Origin of the sequence: Streptomyces sp. NBC_01294, assembly GCF_035917235.1 — a bacterium.
Classification (GTDB): Bacteria; Actinomycetota; Actinomycetes; order Streptomycetales; family Streptomycetaceae; genus Streptomyces; species Streptomyces caledonius.
Genome location: NZ_CP108423.1, coordinates 5154806 through 5172679 on the forward strand (window position 1 = coordinate 5154806; position 17874 = coordinate 5172679).

Annotated in this window: 18 protein-coding genes, 1 tRNA gene and 1 pseudogene; 10 read left to right on the top strand and 10 right to left on the bottom strand. The window is 73.8% G+C overall.

Going from position 1 to position 17874, the window contains the following annotated elements; genetic code table 11:
• Positions 1-2: 2 nt before the first annotated feature.
• The 4 genes and pseudogenes from OG534_RS23370 to OG534_RS23385 all read right to left on the bottom strand — a co-directional run bounded on the left by OG534_RS23370 (position 3) and on the right by OG534_RS23385 (position 2001).
• Positions 3-76 (bottom strand) — tRNA-Lys (locus tag OG534_RS23370).
• Positions 67-694 (bottom strand): annotated as a pseudogene (locus OG534_RS23375) (bifunctional DNA primase/polymerase). The gene OG534_RS23370 and the pseudogene OG534_RS23375 overlap by 10 nt, the downstream one beginning before the upstream one ends.
• A gap of 200 nt (positions 695-894) precedes the next feature.
• Positions 895-1236, bottom strand: a complete 342-nt coding sequence (locus OG534_RS23380; RefSeq protein ID WP_326590415.1) for a hypothetical protein — start codon at positions 1234-1236, stop codon at positions 895-897.
• Positions 1237-1431: 195 nt separating this feature from the next.
• Positions 1432-2001 (bottom strand): NADPH-dependent FMN reductase, encoded by a 570-nt coding sequence (locus OG534_RS23385; RefSeq protein WP_326590417.1) that lies wholly within the window; start codon positions 1999-2001, stop codon positions 1432-1434.
• 113 nt (positions 2002-2114) lie between these two features.
• Between OG534_RS23385 and OG534_RS23390 the strand changes: the two genes are divergently transcribed.
• Positions 2115-2591 carry a MarR family winged helix-turn-helix transcriptional regulator gene (locus OG534_RS23390; RefSeq protein ID WP_326590418.1) on the top strand — a complete coding sequence of 159 codons (477 nt, stop codon included), beginning with the start codon at positions 2115-2117 and terminating at the stop codon, positions 2589-2591.
• 217 nt (positions 2592-2808) lie between these two features.
• On the opposite strand, the gene OG534_RS23395 is transcribed toward OG534_RS23390, so the two are convergent.
• Genes OG534_RS23395 through OG534_RS23405 form a run of 3 tightly spaced genes read right to left on the bottom strand, consistent with a single transcriptional unit; the run spans position 2809 to position 6898 of the window.
• Complete coding sequence (locus tag OG534_RS23395) at positions 2809-4149, bottom strand: AAA domain-containing protein (RefSeq protein ID WP_326590419.1); 1341 nt, start codon at positions 4147-4149, stop codon at positions 2809-2811.
• Positions 4146-5729: a hypothetical protein gene (locus OG534_RS23400; protein WP_326590420.1), complete on the bottom strand. Its 1584-nt coding sequence runs from the start codon at positions 5727-5729 to the stop codon at positions 4146-4148. The genes OG534_RS23395 and OG534_RS23400 overlap by 4 nt, the downstream gene beginning before the upstream one ends.
• Positions 5717-6898 (bottom strand): hypothetical protein, encoded by a 1182-nt coding sequence (locus OG534_RS23405; protein WP_326590421.1) that lies wholly within the window; start codon positions 6896-6898, stop codon positions 5717-5719. The genes OG534_RS23400 and OG534_RS23405 overlap by 13 nt, the downstream gene beginning before the upstream one ends.
• A gap of 158 nt (positions 6899-7056) precedes the next feature.
• On the opposite strand from OG534_RS23405, the gene OG534_RS23410 reads away from it, so the two are divergent.
• A complete protein-coding gene (locus OG534_RS23410; RefSeq protein ID WP_326590422.1) occupies positions 7057-7653 on the top strand; it encodes a histidine phosphatase family protein in 597 nt (198 codons plus the stop codon).
• 731 nt (positions 7654-8384) lie between these two features.
• Here the strand turns inward: OG534_RS23410 and OG534_RS23415 are convergent.
• Positions 8385-9704, bottom strand: a complete 1320-nt coding sequence (locus tag OG534_RS23415; protein ID WP_326590423.1) for a tetratricopeptide repeat protein — start codon at positions 9702-9704, stop codon at positions 8385-8387.
• 250 nt (positions 9705-9954) lie between these two features.
• On the opposite strand from OG534_RS23415, the gene OG534_RS23420 reads away from it, so the two are divergent.
• From OG534_RS23420 to OG534_RS23430, 3 genes are all read left to right on the top strand, one after another.
• Positions 9955-10356, top strand: coding sequence for a hypothetical protein (locus OG534_RS23420; RefSeq protein ID WP_326590424.1), 402 nt, complete (start codon positions 9955-9957; stop codon positions 10354-10356).
• Between the two features lie 33 nt (positions 10357-10389).
• Complete coding sequence (locus OG534_RS23425) at positions 10390-11274, top strand: spermidine synthase (protein ID WP_326590426.1); 885 nt, start codon at positions 10390-10392, stop codon at positions 11272-11274.
• Positions 11275-11451: 177 nt separating this feature from the next.
• On the top strand, positions 11452-12096 hold the full coding sequence (locus OG534_RS23430) for a class I SAM-dependent methyltransferase (RefSeq protein ID WP_326590427.1): 645 nt from the start codon (positions 11452-11454) through the stop codon (positions 12094-12096).
• Between the two features lie 4 nt (positions 12097-12100).
• Here the strand turns inward: OG534_RS23430 and OG534_RS23435 are convergent, their stop codons facing one another.
• A complete protein-coding gene (locus OG534_RS23435; RefSeq protein WP_326590429.1) occupies positions 12101-12649 on the bottom strand; it encodes a hypothetical protein in 549 nt (182 codons plus the stop codon).
• A 79-nt stretch (positions 12650-12728) separates the two neighbouring features.
• Here OG534_RS23435 and OG534_RS23440 point away from each other — a divergent pair, with 79 nt between their 5' ends.
• The 5 genes from OG534_RS23440 (at position 12729) to OG534_RS23460 (ending at position 16139) form a co-directional block, all read left to right on the top strand.
• Positions 12729-13418, top strand: coding sequence for a response regulator transcription factor (locus OG534_RS23440; RefSeq protein WP_030655573.1), 690 nt, complete (start codon positions 12729-12731; stop codon positions 13416-13418).
• 7 nt (positions 13419-13425) lie between these two features.
• Positions 13426-14823, top strand: coding sequence for a sensor histidine kinase (locus OG534_RS23445; protein ID WP_326590435.1), 1398 nt, complete (start codon positions 13426-13428; stop codon positions 14821-14823).
• Positions 14824-14875: 52 nt separating this feature from the next.
• On the top strand, positions 14876-15040 hold the full coding sequence (locus OG534_RS23450; protein ID WP_326590437.1) for a DUF5993 family protein: 165 nt from the start codon (positions 14876-14878) through the stop codon (positions 15038-15040).
• An 11-nt stretch (positions 15041-15051) separates the two neighbouring features.
• Positions 15052-15693 carry a disulfide bond formation protein B gene (locus OG534_RS23455; protein WP_326590438.1) on the top strand — a complete coding sequence of 214 codons (642 nt, stop codon included), beginning with the start codon at positions 15052-15054 and terminating at the stop codon, positions 15691-15693.
• A 146-nt stretch (positions 15694-15839) separates the two neighbouring features.
• Positions 15840-16139: a hypothetical protein gene (locus tag OG534_RS23460; protein ID WP_326590440.1), complete on the top strand. Its 300-nt coding sequence runs from the start codon at positions 15840-15842 to the stop codon at positions 16137-16139.
• A gap of 129 nt (positions 16140-16268) precedes the next feature.
• On the opposite strand, the gene OG534_RS23465 is transcribed toward OG534_RS23460, so the two are convergent.
• Positions 16269-17783 (bottom strand): PKD domain-containing protein, encoded by a 1515-nt coding sequence (locus OG534_RS23465; protein ID WP_326590441.1) that lies wholly within the window; start codon positions 17781-17783, stop codon positions 16269-16271.
• Between the last annotated feature and the right edge of the window lie 91 nt (positions 17784-17874).

Consider the following 17874-nt stretch of genomic DNA (forward strand, 5'->3'; position numbering starts at 1 on the left):
TGTGCGCCGCCAGGGACTCGAACCCCGGACCCGCTGATTAAGAGTCAGCTGCTCTAACCAACTGAGCTAGCGGCGCTTGCTGACGAGGAAGACATTAGCAGGAGGATCCGCGGAACGAAAAATCGATATCCCCAGGTCCGGTCGGTGCGGGGGTGCGGGCCGCCCGGACGAAGGCCCAGAGCAGGGCCTCGGGCCCGGGAAGCCAGGGCTCGCGCGCGTCCGGTGCCACGAGCCACCGGGAGGGACCGGGCCCGGCGGCCAGCGGGGGCACGGTGACGGCGTCGCCGCGGCCGTGACACAGGGGCGCCGGGGCGCTGCGGGAACCTCCCCACTCCTCCCACGCCAGCAGGGCGGGAAGCCGGTGGGCGGTGCCCGGGGCGGCGAAGAGCAGCAGCCGGCCGCGGTGCACGGCGACCGGGCCGGAGCCGGGGCCCTCGGCCCAGAGCAGGTCCAGGATGCGGCGCCCGAGGACGAGCGGGACGTTGACGACGTCGAAGGCGGTTCCGCAGGGCAGCGTGGCGGACGCGGAGGGCCGGGCCTCCCACAGCGCGAGGGTGGTCCGGGGGTGCGCGGACGCGGAGGCGAGCCAGGCGGCGCCCTGCGGGGTGACGTGCGCGGTGCGCGGGGTGCGGTCGGCGCGCTCGGACCGTGCGTCGAGGGCGGGGCAGCCGGGAGCCGTCGTCAGGGTCGTCATATGCCAAGGTCTACCGGCCGTAGTGGCCCGGTTTCCAGGAGTTACCGGAAACCGGGACAGGGCGGGTGGCTTTGGGGTATGTTGCGCCCCGCATATGCCAGTCCGCTGCGCTTGGCGGTGCGGGACCCCTGCGCCTGCGGCTCCGCTGCGGGGGGCTCCGCCCCCGGACCCCCGCGCCTCAAACGCCGGCGAGGCTGGACCTACGGCGTACCCGATCCGCGTTGGAGGGTTTCGCCGAACTCGATCATCTTGACGGCGTAGTCCTCGGTCCACTCCGCCTGCTCGGCGATCGCCGCCGCGGACAGCCGGTCGAACCGCCGCGGATCGGCGAGCTGCGCCGCGGCCAGCGCCTGGAACTCCACGGCCCGGTCCTGGGCCGCCCGGAAGGCGAGGGTCAGTTCGGTGGCGCGGGCCAGCAGCTCCCGCGGGTCCACGATGGACTCCAGATCGAAGAAGTGCTCCGGATCCGCCACGGCCTCCGAGGGCTCGAAGAGCAGCGGCGCCGGCCGTAGCCGCCGCTCGGTCCGCTCGGGCTCTGCCATGCGTGTCCTCCTGCTGCGCGTGCGAAATCCTTCCGGGCCACCGTCCATTGTCCAACGCCGCGCAAGACCCCACAGGGGCGGGCTGGAACGCCTGTGCGGACGATGAGGCGTGCGAGCAGACGGGTGACATCAGGGGCGGGGGAGTCGCGCAGGTGATCGGCCGACGCCGTCACGACCGCCCCGCCGGGCGTCGGATCAGACCGTGACGGACTCCGCGGCGCGCTGCGCGGACAGCTCCGCCACGTCGTCCAGTACGCCGGCCAGCTCGCCCGCGAGCGTCTCCGGAGCCTGGAACCCCTCGGGTCCGATCAGCTTCGGGAGACCCGGGATCGCGACGGACCGCGCGGCGGGCAGCATGCCGACCCGGGTGAGCACCGGCAGCAGCATCTCGGCCGCCGGGGCGCCGCCGGTGGGGCCGCCGCTGTAGCTGACGATGCCGACCGGCTTGCCCTTCCACTCGTTGTAGAGGAAGTCGATGGCGTTCTTGAAGGGGGCGGTGAAGCCGCCGTTGTACATCGGCAGGACGAAGAGGAAGGCGTCGGCGGAGTCGACCAGGGCGCTCCAGTCGCGGGTGTGCTGATGTGCGTAGTTCCCGGTGGAGGCGTATTCGGGTTCGTCCAGGAAGGGCAGCGCGATCTCGGCGAGGTCGACGGCGGTGACCTCGAAGCCGCCGCGCTCACGGACCTGCTCGGTGACCCACTGGGCGAGGGGGCGGCCGGAGGAGGTGGGGCGGGTGGCGGCGGAGACGACGTGCAGACGGGTCATGGCAGGGGCTCCCGAGGGATGTGGTGGTTGATGTGTCACCTATAAAACCCGAGATGTTGATGACGTGTCAACCAGGTAGATGATGTATCACCGACCTGGCTAGAGTGGCAGGCATGACCCCCGTACCCGAGCCGCGCTGGCTCACCGAGTCCGAGCAGGACGCCTGGTACGCGTGGCGGCGGACGTTCCCGCTGGTCAACGCAGGGATCGCACGCGACCTCAGCCAGGACAGCGGGCTCTCCGAGGCCGACTACGACGTCCTGTCGGTGCTCGGTTCCACCGACGGCCACCGCATGCGGATCAGCGCGCTGGCCGAGCTGATGCAGTGGTCGCGCAGCCGGCTGTCCCACCAGCTCACCCGCATGGAACAGCGCGGCATCGTCCGCCGCGAGGAGGTCGCCACCGACGGCCGGGGCGCGGAGGTGGTCCTCACCGAGACCGGCGTGGCCACGATCACCGATGCGGCCCCGCTCCACGTGGAGTCGGTACGCCGCCACCTGATCGACCTCCTGACGCCGGCGCAGCTGCGCACCCTGGCCGAGGTGGGCGAGGTACTCGGCGCCCGGCATGGGGCACGACGGAAGGCGTGAGTCCACGCCCTGCGGGGTTCTCGCTCACGGCAGCGCCTTCGGGTCGGCGGACCGGAGGGTGCGTACGCCGCCCACCCGGACGGGTCGGCCCCATGGTGGCCGCACACGCCCGGGAACCCGCACAGGCGCCACCGGATTCCCCCGGGTGGCCGAAACGGACCGGCGCCGCGAGGGGATCCGGCCGGGGAGCCTCAGGCGGCGGGGAGGCGGGTTGGCCTCAGGGGCGCCAGGCGATGCGGTGTTCCGCCAGGTGGGCCAGGACCGAGTGGTTGGCCTCCCAGCCGTCCGGGAACTTCACGGTCACGCCCAGCTGGACCGGTTCCGTCGACGGGTGGTCGTCCAGGAGTTCCGCTATGCCCGCCCGGGCCACCACCACGCACGCGTGCCGGTGCCGGGAGGCCAGGACGCACAGGCGGCCCGTCTCCAGGTGGAAGGCCGTCGCGTCCGGGCGGCCCGACAGCGGGTGGAGGACCACCGTGAGGTCGTACTCGCGGCCCTGGAGCCGGTTCGCGGTGTCGACCGTGACCCCCGTGACGCCGAGCGAGACCAGCGCCGCGCGGACCGCGGCCGCCTGGTCGCGGTGGGCGGTGCCGACCGCGATCCGGTCGGCGGTCAGCGCGGCCGGCGCCGGGGACTGCTCGTCGGAGGTCACCGCCCCGCGGTCCAGGGCGCGGCGGACCACCAGGGCCACCGCCCGGACCGCCTCCGGGTCGGTGCGCGGGGTGTGCCGCGCGGGCAGCTCCAGCAGGCCCCAGCCCGCCTCGGCCGCCTCGTCGAGCACCCGGTCCGGGCCCGACCCGTCCGAGGGGACCCCGTACGAGAGCCGCCGCTCGCCCGGGCCCGTACCGCTGCGGAACCGCGTGTACGGGTAGAACGCGCGGGAGACCAGCGGCGCAGCCGTCGCCGGGAGCCGCCAGGACACCGGCAGCCGGTGCTGCGGCAGCTGCGGGTTGTGCGCGAGCAGGGTGCTCACCGCCGAGGCGGAAGGGTCGTAGGACAGGCCCGCCCACTGCTCGGCGCCGACCACGCTGAAGGGGTCCAACTGGCCCGGGTCGCCCACGAACAGCGCCCGGTCGAACAGCCCGGCCACGGCCAGCAGCGCGTCCGAGCGCATCTGGTACGCCTCGTCGACGATGGCGTGCTGCCAGGGCTCGACGTCCTTGACGAACGCCCACTTCGCGGCCGTCGAGATGGTGATCGGCAGCTCCGCGAGGTCCCCCGGCTTGGCCGACAGGGTGACCGAGGCGAGCTCCCGCAGCGCCGGGTCGTACGCGTCGCCCTCGCTGCTGTGCAGCCGGCCGACCTTCAGCTCCGGATCCTTGTCGGCCAGGCGCAGCACCAGGTCGTCGACCTGCGCGTTCGTCTGCGCCACGACCATCAGCCGGCGCCCGGCCGCGGCCAGCTCGCGGGCCGCCCGGACGACGAGCGTGGACTTGCCGGCGCCGGGCGGGGAGTCGACGACCACGCCCCGCTCCGTCCCGTGCAGGGTGTCGTGCAGGATCGCGGCGGTCGCCCGGGCGGCCGCCGCGCCCGGATCGAAGGGGGCGGTCGCGGTCACAGCAGGTCCTCGTCGGTCACGGTGTCGGGCAGGGGGACGGCGGTCAGGTGCCCGGGCGGGCCGCCGTGGGTCCACGGGGTCTGCTCGGGCTCCGGGAGCTTCGGGCCGCCGCGCGCGTCGTGCTCGAAGAGCGTCCAGCACACCCGGTCGCCCTTCTCCGGCACCGAGCCCGGCTCCGGATCCCGGCCGCGGCCCATCTTGTCGAGGAGCCGCAGCACCACCTGGCCGTCCTCCTCGAAGCGTACGAACCGGGCGCTCTGCGGGCGTCCGTCCAGCGAGCGGAACACCTTCGCGCCGCCGCCGTCCGAGAGCTGCGGGGTGTCCTCCGTGGCCACCGTCACCAGCGGGCGCGGGCTCGGCCGCTTCGACTCCGTCCACTCCATCACCACCTCGGTGACCTCGCCCGCGAAGGCCTCGCCCGTGAGGCGGCGGCCCGCCATCACCAGGGGGTCGTCCAGCGCCTCCTGCGCGTCGAGCCGCACCTGCTCGGTCTCCCGCGTGGCCAGCTTCTGGGCCGCGGTCACCGCGTCGTCGCGGCGCGGCTGCGGCGGCTCGCCCGCCCGGACGCGGTCCCGGTGGCCGGTGTACGACCAGCGGTCGCGCGTCCAGCGCTCCTCCGCGCGCTCGCCCGGAGGCAGGGTGCGCAGCCGGTCGATCGCCTCCCACGTCATCTGCCAGGTGCTCGACATCTGGGGCACGACCAGCTCGCGCACGGCCCGCTCGGCCCTCCGCACGTCGGTGTCGTCGCCCTCGGGCCGGGCCGCCAGGGCCGTGCGCGCCGCGTCGTAGCGGGCGATCGCCGGGGCCAGCAGCCTGTTGTCGAAGGCCGGGTCGGTGGCCGGACCGGCCGGCGGGCACAGCAGCTGGCCGTCCTTGTCGCGGCCCAGCTCCGCCCGGAGGGCCGCCTCGGCCCCCGACCGGCCCTCGGGCGGGTCGATCCAGCCCAGCAGCGCGCCCAGGTGCTGGTCCTCCAGGTTGCTCTGGCCGGTCGCCCAGTGCCGGGACAGCAGGTCCGTCGCCGACAGCAGCATCGAGGAGCCGGGCACCCGCGCGCGCTCGGCGAGGTGGGTGAACCAGCGCCCGAGCATCGGCACCTGCGAGGGCGCCGGATACGGGTTGTCCGGATCCTCCTCGGCGGTGCGCCGGAACCGCATCGACCGCCCGAGCAGCCGTACGTACTCGATGCCCGCCCGGCTCGGCACGATCAACTGCGGCGCGTCCACGCACAGCTCGGTCTCGACCTTGACCCGCTTGCCGGTCTCCGGGTCGGTCTCGCTGCGCTCGGCCGGCTCCACGTCGTCCGCGTAGGAGTCGATGTGGGCCAGCACGTGGACCGCCAGGTCCGCGAGGAACTCCCAGCGCCGGTCCCGGTCGCGCGGCTGGGGTATGACGAAGACCCGCGGCTCGTGCCGGTCGGTCCCGACCAGCGCGCCCAGCGGAGCCCCCGTCTCACCGGCCGTGGTGAGCGGCACGAAGACCATCGGGTTCTCGCTCAGGTGGCGGTGGCGCACGGTCGCGAGCGGCTGCGCGCGGCCCGCGCGGACGGCCTCCAGCCGGGCCAGGGTGCTCAGCAGGGGCATTCGGTGGTCTCCGGGACGTGGTGCGGGGGACGTGCGGCGGCCAGTTCCAGCGCCTCGGCGCGCAGCCGGGCGGCGCGGTGCAGCGCGGCGGCGGTCGGATCCTCGGCGCAGCCGGCCCCGGTGGCCGCCGCGAGCGCGTCCTCGACGGTGGTCAGCGCGCCCAGCTCACCCCGTACGGACCGGCCCAGCGCGGTCACCTCGTCGGCTGCGCGGGCCCGGTCCCGGCAGTGGAAGGCCAGCTCGCAGGCGGCCAGGCACTCGGGGGCGTAGGCCGCGTCCACCGCGGACACGGCCTCGGCCAGTTCCTCGGCGGTCCGCGCCGGGTCGAAGCTGAGCCCCTCGGGCAGGGCGGCGGCCAGCTCCTCGACCCGGGTCAGCCGGTCCAGCTGGCGCCGGGTCACGGCGCGCTCGCGGCGGACGTCTACGCGGGCGGCGGTGGGCAGGTTGGAGAAGTCCTTGGGGCAGACCAGCAGCACGGTGTGCCCGACCTCGGCGCCGTCCAGCTTCTCGGCGGTCTTCTCCAGGGCCAGGACGTAGACGGCGGCCTGGCGGGCGGCGGCGCCCACCTTCGCGGCGTCGGCCGCCCCGTCGATCATCGGGAACGACTTGATCTCCACGACGGTCCAGCGGCCGTCGGGATGCACGACGACGGCGTCCGGCTCCAGGTAGGCCGGGGAGCCCGCCACCTCCAGGGCCAGCATCGGGTGGTCCAGCAGGGTCCAGGCCCCGGTCTCCCGCCCGGCGGCGGTGGCCTCGCGCAGGGCGAGCGCGGTGCGGGCGGCGCGGCCCTCGGGGCCGGCGGCGGTGAGGTCGGGGACGCGGGCGCCGGCCCCCGGGGGCTCGGCGGCGGGGTCGAGGTGGCCGTGGACCAGCCGCAGCAGCTCGGCTCCGCCGTCGCCCTTGACCTTGGCCTCGAAGGAGTTCCCGCGGACTATCGCGAACTGCGACTGCCCGAAGGCAGCGGGGGAGCCGAGTGCCGCGGCGAGGACGGTCTTGTCCACGCCGGCGCCGTCGAGCAGGGCGCGTCTGCCGCAGCCGGGATTGGCGGCGAGGGCCGCCAGCGCCCGGGCGTCGAGCGGACGGGGCGGCACGGCGGGGCCGCGCAGGCCGGCGAGCCGCTGCCGCAGGGTGGTCGGCTGCGCAGGGCTGCTGGGCGGGTAGGAGCTCACCCGCGGAAGTGTCCCATCCGCCACTGACAATCGTGGGCTTGGCGCGGAAACCGGCTGTAGGGCCGGAGGGGATCACCGGATGTTCACGTGTTGGATGATGGACGGACGACGGAATGACCGGATAAACGCGCAACCTCGTACGAAACCGGAGAATCCCCATGGCCCCCCGCATCCTCCTGGCCCGCCACGGCCAGACCGCGTGGTCCCAGCTCGGCAAGCACACGGGACGCACGGACGTGCCCATGCTGGAGGAGGGCAAGCGGGGCGCGAAGCTCCTCGGCGAGCGGCTGGCCCGCGACCCGTGGAAGGGCCTGCCCGGCGTGGAGGTGCGCACCAGCCCGCTGGTCCGCGCGAGCGAGAGCTGCGACCTGGCGGGGTTCGGGGCGCAGGCGGAGCCGTGGGACGCGCTGCTGGAGTGGGACTACGGCGACTACGAGGGCATGACCCCGGCCGAGATCCAGGCGGTCCGGCCCGGCTGGCTGATCTGGCGCGACGGCGTTCCGGGCGGCGAGTCCGTCGCCGACATCGCTGCGCGGGCGGACGAGGTGGTGGCGTGGGCCCGCTCGGCGGAGCGCGACGTCCTGGTCTTCGCCCACGGCCACATCCTGCGCACCCTGGCCGCCCGCTGGCTCGGCTTCGAGGCCTCCTTCGGTGCCCGCATCCGCCTGGAACCCACCTCCCTCTCGGTCCTCGGCTGGGCCTACGGGGCCCCCGCCCTGGAACGCTGGAACGACACGGGCCACCTGGACGCGTAACCGCTGCGCGAAGCTCTGGGGGCGGCTGCGCGAAGCCCCCGGGCGCTGCCCGGACCCGCGCCTCAAACGCCGGCGAGGCTGAATATGCCGGACCTGCGCGGGCCGGGTCCCCTGCGGGGGCTTGGCGGTGTTACGGCCCGGGCCGGTTCCCTGCGGGGTTTGGCGGTGTGTGGGGGTGGGTCGGGGCCCCGCACGAGGATCTCCTCGGCTCGCGCACTTGGCAGTGGCTGCGCCCTGCGGCCTGGGTTGCGCGCTCGTCCTGCGGGGACCCTCCTGCGTGTCCCCGCCCCACCGGCCGGCTTCGGCAGTGCGGGGGAAGTTCCTTCGCGTGGCTGGGGCGGAGGGGAGTGGGGACGTGGCGGGGTGTCCCCGCAGGACGAGCGCGCAACCCAGGCCGATGGCCGGGACCTGCCCGCAGGCGCGAGCCGAGGAGACATCCCGGCACGGCCCCACGGACCGACCTGCGCCGACAGACCCGCACCATTCAGCCCCGCCGGCGTTTGAGGCGCGAGTCCGGGCAGCGCCCGGAAGCTCAGCGCAGACAAATTCAGCCCCGCCGGCGATTGAGGCGCGGGTCCGGGCAGAGCCCGGCACGGCTCGAGCCGAGCAGACACCGCCGAGCCGCCCGCAGGGCAACCCGCACCATTCAGCCCCGCCGGCGTTTGAGGCGCGGGTCCGGGCAGCGCCCGGCACGGCGTGAGCCGAGGAGACGGTGCCGGCCTGGCCCCGGTTCAGACTGCCGCGTGCCGCGTCAGGAAGGCGCCTACCCGAGGAGAGCGTTGATGCGGAACAAGGGTGCCGGCCGTCTCCGAGAGCATGGCGCGGACCCGGGTGGACTGGACCTCGGACAGCAGGTCCAGGACCCGGCCGCCCGCCCACGCGGCCTCGTCGGGGGCGCCCGCGCGGGCCAGGTTGCCGGCCAGCTCGGCGGTGTAGAGGGCCACGTTCCGGGCGAAGTGCGGATCCTGGAGGTCCGCGGCGCGCCGCGCGTGCCGGGCCGCGCGGGCGTGCTCCCCGAGCGCCGCCCAGCAGCGCGCCTCCAGGGATTCCAGCTCGGCCTCGCCGAAGAAGGACATCCACTCGGGGTCGTCGTCCGACTCGCCCCGGGAGAAATCCCGGTGGGCCAGCGTCAGCGCCTCCTCGCAGGCCTTGCGGTCGCCCAGCCCCGCCCAGCCGCCGGCCTCCCGCAGCGCGAGCAGCGACAGCAGCCGCGGGGAACCGAGGGAGCGCGCGGCGCGGCGGCCCGCCTGGGCCGCCCGTACCGCCTCGCGCGAGCGCCCGCAGTCCCGGGCCAGGAAGGCCATGTTGCTGAAGGCGTGCGCCTCCAGGCCCGCGTCCCGCGCGACCCGCGCCGTCGCCAGCGCCTCCGCGTAGTGCGAGCGGGCGTCGTCGAAGCGCCCGGAGTCGTGGGCCAGCCAGCCGACCGAGACGGCCAGTTCGCCGGCGCCCGCGTGCAGCCGGTCCTCGGTGGACTGCCGGGTGGCGCCCGCGTCGAGCAGCGCATAGGCGGTGCGCAGCGGTTCGGCGGCCTTGCGGTACAGGGAGTCGGCCCCGTGCCGGTCGTCCAGCAGCCGGATCTGGCGTACGGCGTCCTCGACGGCCGCCGCCTCGGACTCACCGGCGCGGGAGGGGAGGCGGCGGGTGTCGCCGAGCAGGGTGAGGCTGAGCGTCGCGGCCGCCACGGTCGCGGAGCCGCCCGCCATGAACGCGCGACGCAGCACGTCGCTCTCCTTGGAACTGGATGGGGATCGGTGGACGGGGACGGAGAAGGGGGCGCGCTGCGCCGACCGGCCGCGGACGCTCGCGCGCGGGGAGAAGCCGAGGTCGGCCAGGGCACGGCCGGGGAACATGTGGAGGAAGACCCGCTCGTAGGCGTAGTTGGGGCAGCGGATCTCGCCGGACTCGACCCGGCCGATGTAGCGCGCGTCGCAGGAAACCGTTTCTCCGATTTCCTTCGCCGCCCGGCGCACCAGGGCCGCGAACTCGGCCGGGGAGTGCTGCCCGCGCAGCCGCCGGAACGTGGAGTTGGGTGAGTGGGGGAACGCCGCCATGGACGTGACCTCTCTGGCAAGGAACGCAGCGCCGGTGCTGTGACGTGTGAGGGTGGAGCCCGGCGCGCATGAACGTACCGCCAGCGCCAAGGTGTTCATGCGATGTTTGCCTACAAAACGGATATCTCACCCGCGATCCGCCATGAACTGCCATCCTTTGCAGCGTCTTGCCGCCGCACCCGTTGACGTTCCCGTGCGTTGAACCCATGCGGATACGGATCGAGGAGGGGTTCCCTTGGTGGAGGCCGGCATGGAGAGCACTGGAACGAACACCGCGCCCGAGCCCGGCGCGGCCCCGGAACTGGATCTGGTGACCGTGCCCACCCGGCAGGGGCTGGAGGCGGTGGACATCATCCGCCGCGCCGCCAGCCAGGCCGGCGGGGTCGGACCCGTCCTGCACGACGGATCCGGCGACACCCTCGGCTTCCTCGTCCCGTCCGGCACCGCCGACGCCTGGGACCTCCCGGGCAGTGCGTGTACGCAGACCAACGGGCGCGGGATGCGCTTCGGCGACACCGCCTCCCCCACCGCGGGCGCCACCGGCTGGCTGCTCCCGCCGGAGGCCGTCGGGCCGGTCACCGACCCCGAGGTGCTGCGCGCGGCCCTCGGCGAGGCGGCCCGGCTGATCGAGGCCGCGGACAACTGCCGCTGACCCCTGCGGGCCGCCGCCCGGCACAATGGGGTGGTGGCAGGCAAGGACAGGAACAAGGGCAGGCAGCGCGGACGCGGCAGCGGCAGCGCCGAGGCGGTCGTCGGGCAGGTGGACGGCGGCCGGGCGGAGCTGGAGCCGGACCGTGAGCGCTCCGGCGCCTGGACCCTGCTGATCGACGGCGCCCCGCAGTCGCACGTGGACCTGGACGATCCCGCGTACCTGGACTTCGCGTACCAGCGGCGGATCGGCCACCTGATCGACCTCGTCGCGCCCGCCCGGCAGCCCCTGAACGTCGTGCACCTGGGCGGCGGCGCCTTCACCCTCGCCCGCTACACCGCCGCCTCCCGCCCCCGCTCCACCCAGCAGGTCGTCGAGATCGACGCCGCCCTGGTCGCCTTCGTACGGGAACACCTGCCGCTGGATCCGCAGGCGCGGGTCCGGGTCCGCGCGGTGGACGCGCGGGCGGGCCTGGCCAAGCTGCCGGACGGCTGGGCGGACCTGGTGATCGCGGACGTGTTCAGCGGCGCGCGCACCCCGGCGCACCTGACGAGCACCGAGTTCCTGGACGACGTACGCCGGGTCCTGGCGCCCACCGGGTGGTACGTCGCCAACCTCGCGGACGGTCCGCCGCTGACCCACCTGCGTGGCCAGATCGCGACGGCCGCGTCCCGGTTCACGGAGCTGGCGCTGGCCGCCGATCCGGTGGTGTGGCGGGGGAAACGGTTCGGCAACGCCGTCCTGGTGGCGGCCGACCGCGAGCTGCCCGTCGCGGAATTCACCCGCCGGGTCGCGAGCGATCCGCACCCGGGACGCGTCGAGCACGGCCGGGCGCTGGCGGACTTCGCGGGCGGCGCGGCCCCGGTCGCCGACGCCTCCGCGGTGGCCTCGCCGCAGCCTCCGCTTTCGGTCTTCCGGTAACCCGCAGTCGCCCCCAGGGGCGCTGAAGCAGGTCGCGGACCCGGTTCCGGATAGCGGACGCGGCCTTGCTTGTAAAGATCGGCAGAGTACTCCCGGCGGGTGGCCTGCCCTGCGTAGCCTGTGAACCCCTAGGAGGGCTTTTGCCCTTCTACGACGCGTTCAGGAGACGGCACAACCATGTCTGATTTCCCCGCAGCCTCTGGTGCCCCGACCCCGGGCACGCCGATGACCCCCAGCACCGCCACCTCCGACTACACCCGGAGGCTGGCCCGCCTGGAGCAGGCCGGAATCAAGCGCCTGCTGCCCACCCAGGCGCCGTACCGGTGGAACCTGCGGCGGCTGCACCTGGGCCGGGTCCTCGACATCGGGTGCGGGCTCGGGCGCAACCTCCTCAACTGCGGTCCCGGCAGCGTCGGGGTCGACCACAACCCGCACTCGGTGGGGACCTGCCGTGAGCGCGGCCTGAACGCCTACACCCCCGACGGGCTGGCCGCCGCCCCCGGCTGCGGCCCCGGATCCTTCGACAGCCTGCTGCTCGCGCACGTGCTGGAGCACGTCGACGAGGAGACCGCGGCGTCGCTGCTGGAGCAGTACCTTCCGCTGGTCAAGCCGCGCGGTTCGGTCGTCATGATCACCCCGCAGGAGGTCGGCTACCGCTCCGACGACACCCACATCCGCTGGGTCGGCTTCGAGGAGCTGCGCAGCCACGCCGCCAGGGCCGGGATCGCGGTCGGGCGGACCTACTCCTTCCCGCTGCCCCGCCCGATGGGCAAGGTCTTCCCGTACAACGAGTTCGTCCTGGTCGGCAAGGTCGCGGCCTGAGCGTTCAGGGATCGACGATCTCGACCCGCGGCGCGTGGTCGTGCCAGGTGCAGAACACCGACACCTCGCGGCCGTCCCGGGTGAAGGTGACCCGGATCCAGTAGTCCTGCTTCCACACCTGCATCCGCCAGCCGGCCGCAGGGGTCGCCGAGACCAGCTCGGCGCTCGACGCGCCGAGGGAGAAGACGACCCGGCCGCCGGAGACGGGATAGGCCTGCACGTTGCCGGGATCCTGGTCCTCCGCCTGCTGCTCGCCGCGCGAGCCGGCCGCAGGAGACTGGGACGCCTTGCCGGGGGAGGCCCCGGCCGTCGGCGTCGCGGCCGGGGTGGCCGGCGCGGAGGGCGAGGAGGACGGGGACTGCGACGGCGACGGGGAGTCCGGCGGCTGCGTGTGCTGCGTCGAGGAGGACAGCGGCCGGGTGGCCAGCGGCACCGCGAGCGGCGGATCGTAGGCGGTGCCCGACATGACGGAGTGCACGCCCCACCAGGACAGCGTCACCGCCGCCCCGGTCGCCAGCATCCATGCCACGGCATGAAGAAGTCCTCGTTGCATCAGGGCACATACTGCACCACCCGCCCCTAGAGTGGCCCGACACCCCGCCGGGTCCCTCGAATGGACTACCGTGCGGGCCATGGCAAGTGTGCTCGTGGTCGAGGACGACCAGTTCGTACGTTCCGCCCTCATCCGGCACCTGACCGAGGCCTCGCACACCGTGCGGAGCGTCGGCACGGCCCTGGAGGCCCTGCGCGAGGTCGCGCACCACCGCTTCGACGTGGTCATCCTCGACCTCGGACTGCCCGACCTGGACGGGTCGGAGGCGCTGAAGATGCTGCGCGGCATCACCGACGTACCCGTGATCATCGCGACCGCGCGCGACGACGAGGCGGAGATCGTCCGGCTGCTCAACGACGGCGCCGACGACTACCTGACCAAACCCTTCTCCGTGGAACACCTCTCCGCCCGGATGGCCGCCGTCCTGCGCCGCGCCCGCGCCGCAGCCGGGGCCGAACCCCCCTCGCGCGTGCTGCGCGTCGGCGGGCTCGCCATCGACCCGCTGCGCCGCCAGGCTGAGCTCGACGGGGCCGTACTGGACCTCACCCGGCGCGAGTTCGACCTGCTGGCCTTCCTCGCCGGGCGGCCCGGAGTGGTCGTGGCCCGGCGCGAACTGCTCGCCGAGGTCTGGCAGCAGTCGTACGGGGACGACCAGACCATCGACGTCCACCTGTCCTGGCTGCGCCGCAAGCTCGGCGAGACGGCCGCCCGGCCGCGGTACCTGCACACGCTGCGGGGGGTCGGTGTGAAGCTGGAGCCGCCGCAGTGATGCCGCGATGAGATGGGCCCTGGTCAAGGTGTGCCTCGCGGTCACGGCCATGGTGGTCGTGGCCTTCGCCGTACCCCTCGGGCTCGTCGTCCAGGAGATGGCCAGCGACCGGGCCTTCTCCAACGCCGAGCGGCAGGCCGCCACCATCGGGCCGACGCTCTCCATCACCACCGACCCGGTGCAGCTGCGCAAGGCGGTGGAGTCCACGCAGATGGGCGCCGTCCGGCGGATGGCCGTCCACGTGCCGGCGATCGGGTCCGACGCCCCGGTGGACATCGGCGAGGGCTGGGCGGGCGCGCACGCCGTCGCGGAGACCCGGCGAATCGGGCGGGCCACGACGGCCTCGGTGGCGGGCGGGGGCTCGGCGCTGCTCCAGCCGACCGCGCTCGGGTCCGGAGACATCGCCGTGGTGGAGATCTTCGTACCGGAGAGCGAGGTCAGCAACGGCGTCGCGACCGCCTGGCTGGTGCTCGCGGGCGTCGGGCTGGCGCTGATCGTGGGATCGGTGGGGGTCGCCGACCGCCTCGGTGCCCGGCTGGTCCGGCCGGCCGAGCGGCTCGCGGACGCCGCGCACCAGCTGGGCGAGGGCCGGCTCGGGGCGCGGGTCCCGGAGGACGGACCGAAGGAACTCCGCTCGGCGGCCGTCGCGTTCAACGCGATGGCGGACCAGGTGGTGGAACTCCTCGCCAACGAGCGGGAGCTGGCCGCCGACCTGTCGCACCGGCTGCGGACGCCGCTGACGGTGCTGCGGCTCAACACGGCCTCGCTCGGGGACGGTCCGGCCGCCGAGCAGACCCGGGCGGCCGTGGAGCAGCTGGAGCGCGAGGTCGACACGATCATCCGGACGGCCCGGGAGCAGCGTCCGGCCACCGGTCTGGTCGGGGCGGGCGCGGGGTGTGACGCCTCCGAGGTGATCCGCGACCGGATGGCCTTCTGGTCGGCGCTCGCCGAGGACGAGGGCCGCGAGGTGCGGCTGGCGGGCGTGGACCGTACGGTACGGATCCCCGTGGCCCGGCCCGAACTCGCCGCCGCCCTCGACGCCATGCTCGGCAACGTCTTCCGGCACACCCCCGAGGGCACCCCCTTCGCGGTGGACGTCCACGACGCCGGGGACGCGGTCATCGTGCTCGTCTCGGACGCGGGCCCCGGCATCGACGACCCCGACGCCGCCCTGCGCCGCGGCAACGACGGCGGCCGGGACGGGTCGACGGGCCTGGGCCTGGACATCGTGCGCCGGGTCGCGGAGTCGACCGGGGGAGACGTACGGCTGGGGCGCTCGGTGCTCGGCGGGACCGAGGTCCGGGTCTGGATCGGCCTGGACGGCCGGAGCCTCGGCGGCCCGGGGGCGGGGCGGGCCCGCGGCCGACGCGGCAACCGACGTAACCGGGGGCGCGCCACGCCGTAGCCGGGGGCGCGCCTGGCCGACGGGGTGTCCACGTCTCGGTACGGTCCGTGGCATGGACACCCTCATCTTCGGCGGGCTCCTCGCCACGCTGATCGCCCTGTACCGGGACTCGTCGCGGATGGTCGCGCTCGGCGCGTGGTGGGTCATGCTGGTCGCCGTCATCCTGCTGATGGCGCACCACATCACCAGCAGCCTCGCCCTGACGCTGAGCTACTGACCGTGGCCGCGATGTACAGCCTCCTGCCGGACGCCCCGCCGCAGGGCGGACTGCTGGGCAAGGTGCAGTACTGGTTCGCCTGCTTCTTCGCGATCGGCTGGACGGCCGTCGTCTGCGGCGGGCTCTTCTACCAGTTCGGGCTGTGGGAGTACCCGTGCCCGCTCTGCATCGTGCAGCGGATGTTCATGCTGCTGGCGGCGATGGGCGCGGCGTACATCATCCGCACGGCGCTGGCCTACGGGGCGGTGACGGGCCGCGACTACATGACGGGCTGGGGCATGTCCCTGGTGGCGGTGGTCGCGGGCTCCTTCGCGTCGTGGCGGCAGACGATGCTGCACGTCCTGCCGGGGGACAAGGGGTACGGGAGCGAGGTGTTCGGCCTGCACCTGTACGTGTGGGCGTGGATCCTCTTCCAGGCCTCGGTGGTCGCCATCGGCATCGCCCTGGCGTTCGCCCGTGCGACGGCGGACCGCAGTGTTCCGGCGGCCGGGCCGGGGCCGCTGCGGACGGTGGGGATGTTCGCGCTGTGGTTCCTGGGGCTGGTCATCGCCGTGAACATGGTGGCCGTCTTCTTCGAGGAGGGCTTCCACTGGTTCCTCCCGGACGACCCGGACCGGTACCGGTTCTTCTACGACATCGGGATCCTGGGCTAGGGGGCCGCCCTGCCGGGACAGGGGCGGCCGGGGCGGGGGCGGCCCGGACGGGGCCTGTCCCGGCACGGGGCCTGCCCGGACGGGGGCGCAAATGTTGCCGCGCCCCCGGCCCGCGCGGAGGGTGGGCGTGACGGAAGGAGCCATGCATGAGGGTCATGCTCAGGGCGCACTTCGACACGGCCGCCACCAACGAGGGCATCACGACCGGTTCCTTGCCCCAGGCGGTCAAGAAGCTGATGGACACGGTGAAGCCGGAGGCGGCGTACTTCGGCCTGCACGAGGGCGTGCGCTCCTGCTGGATCGTCTTCGACCTCCAGGACAGCTCGCGGATGCCGGCGTTGATGGAGGACCTGTTCCTGCAGTTCAACGCGGAGCTCGAGGTCGCTCCCGTGATGAACGCCGAGGACCTGGCGAAGGGCCTGGCGGCGATGCAGTCCTCGCCCTAGCCGGACCCCTGTCTACCGCTGTCTCGTCCCCGGACACGCACGAAGGGGGCGGCGGGCGCTCATTCAGCGCCCGCCGCCCCCTTCGCCTGCCTGCCTATGGCCTATGGCCTTCAGCCTTCGGCCTCCGGATCAGTAGGCGTCGTACTCGCCGAACCAGTCGACGACGTAGTGGACCTCACGACTGCTCTGGTTCCAGAGGTCGACGACCCCGTGGGGGCCCGGCTTCGCCTGGACCAGGTTGGAAGCGTCCTTGCCCGCCGTCCAGTTCAGCGTGGAGGAGGTGGGCCGCGGCGGCGTGACCGCGTGCCCGTTGCGGTACGCGTCCATCGAGTTCGGGTCGGGGGCGACCGAGAGGTGGCCCGCTCCCGTCGTGCTGGTGACGGTGACGTTCAGGGCGTAGGCCTCGATCGGCAGACCGTTCCGGTTGCCGTGGCCCATGTTCAGCGGGAGGTACCCGCCCGCGAGGCACGGCCAGCCCGTCCAGCGGCGGGAGTCGATGATCCGCCACGGGGCACCCGTCGGGATGCCGGGCGTCGCGCTGGTGAAGGCCGCCTTGCTGTCGGGGCTGTAGTAGCCGACGACGTCGACGATGACGTCGGTACCGGCCCAGGCGCCGTTGCGGACGTCGATCTTCCCGTCGGTGCCGACGGGGACGATGACCGAGTTGGCGACCGTCTGACCGGCGGTGAAGTTCAGGCTGGAGGTGGACGGAGCCGCCTGGCCGCTCGGGAAGACCGTCAGGTGGCCGGCCTGCTTCGGGTTGGTGACGGTCACGTTGAGTGCCACGGCGGTCGCCCCGGCCGGGATGCCGCTCCTGCCGGTGATCTGGACGCCGAAGGTGCCCTGCCCGGCGACCTGACCGCGCGCCGCACCGAGGCCCTCACGGGTGTCGACGAAACGGACCGGGTTCAGCGCGGTGTAGCCGTTGGACGCCGTGCGGTCGAAGTAGCCCGTCACGTCGGCGATCAGGTCCACGGAGTTCCAGCCGCCGTTGTACAGCTCGATGTACCCGTCCTTGCCGACCGGCACGATCACCTGGTTCGGGACGGTCTGGCCGGCGGTGTAGTTCAGGTTCGAGGACTCGGGCCGCGTCCGGTCCGACGGGTAGACACTGACGTGCCCGCCCGCTGTGGTGTTGGTGGCGGTGACGTTGAGGACCACGGCGGCGGCCCCGGCCGGGACCTTCGCGTTGCCCGCGATCTTCAGCCGGACCGGTGTGTACGCACCGACCTTGCCCTGCTTCGCGCCGACGCCGGCCCGGGTGTCGAGCAGCCGGGTGGGGGCGTGCGGCACGAAGAAGGAGCCCGCCGTGGAGAACGGGAGCTGCTTGACGACCTTGACGTTGTTCACGCTGTCCGTCGCGGTGACGGTGATCGTGTAGTCGCCGGGCCGGGGGTAGGTGTGCTTCTTGTTCCGCAGGATGTCACCACCGGTGGTGGTGGCCGTGTCCGTCGTGCCGTCGCCCCAGGCGATGGTGACCTCGTGGGCGACGGGCGCGCCGTTGTAGAGGTTGACGGTCAGGGATATCCCGCGGGCGGTCGTGATGTCCCCCGACATCAGGAGTTCGAGGTTCGAAGCGTCGGCGGCCACCTCGGCGGGTGGAACGGAAACTCCGGGCACCGCCGGTTCGGCGGCCTGCGCCACGCCCGGCATGAAACCCACGCTTGCCGCAAGGGCGGCAGCTGAGACTACGAGTCGGCGACTACGCACCGGCCCCCCATTTTCTGTTAGTGCC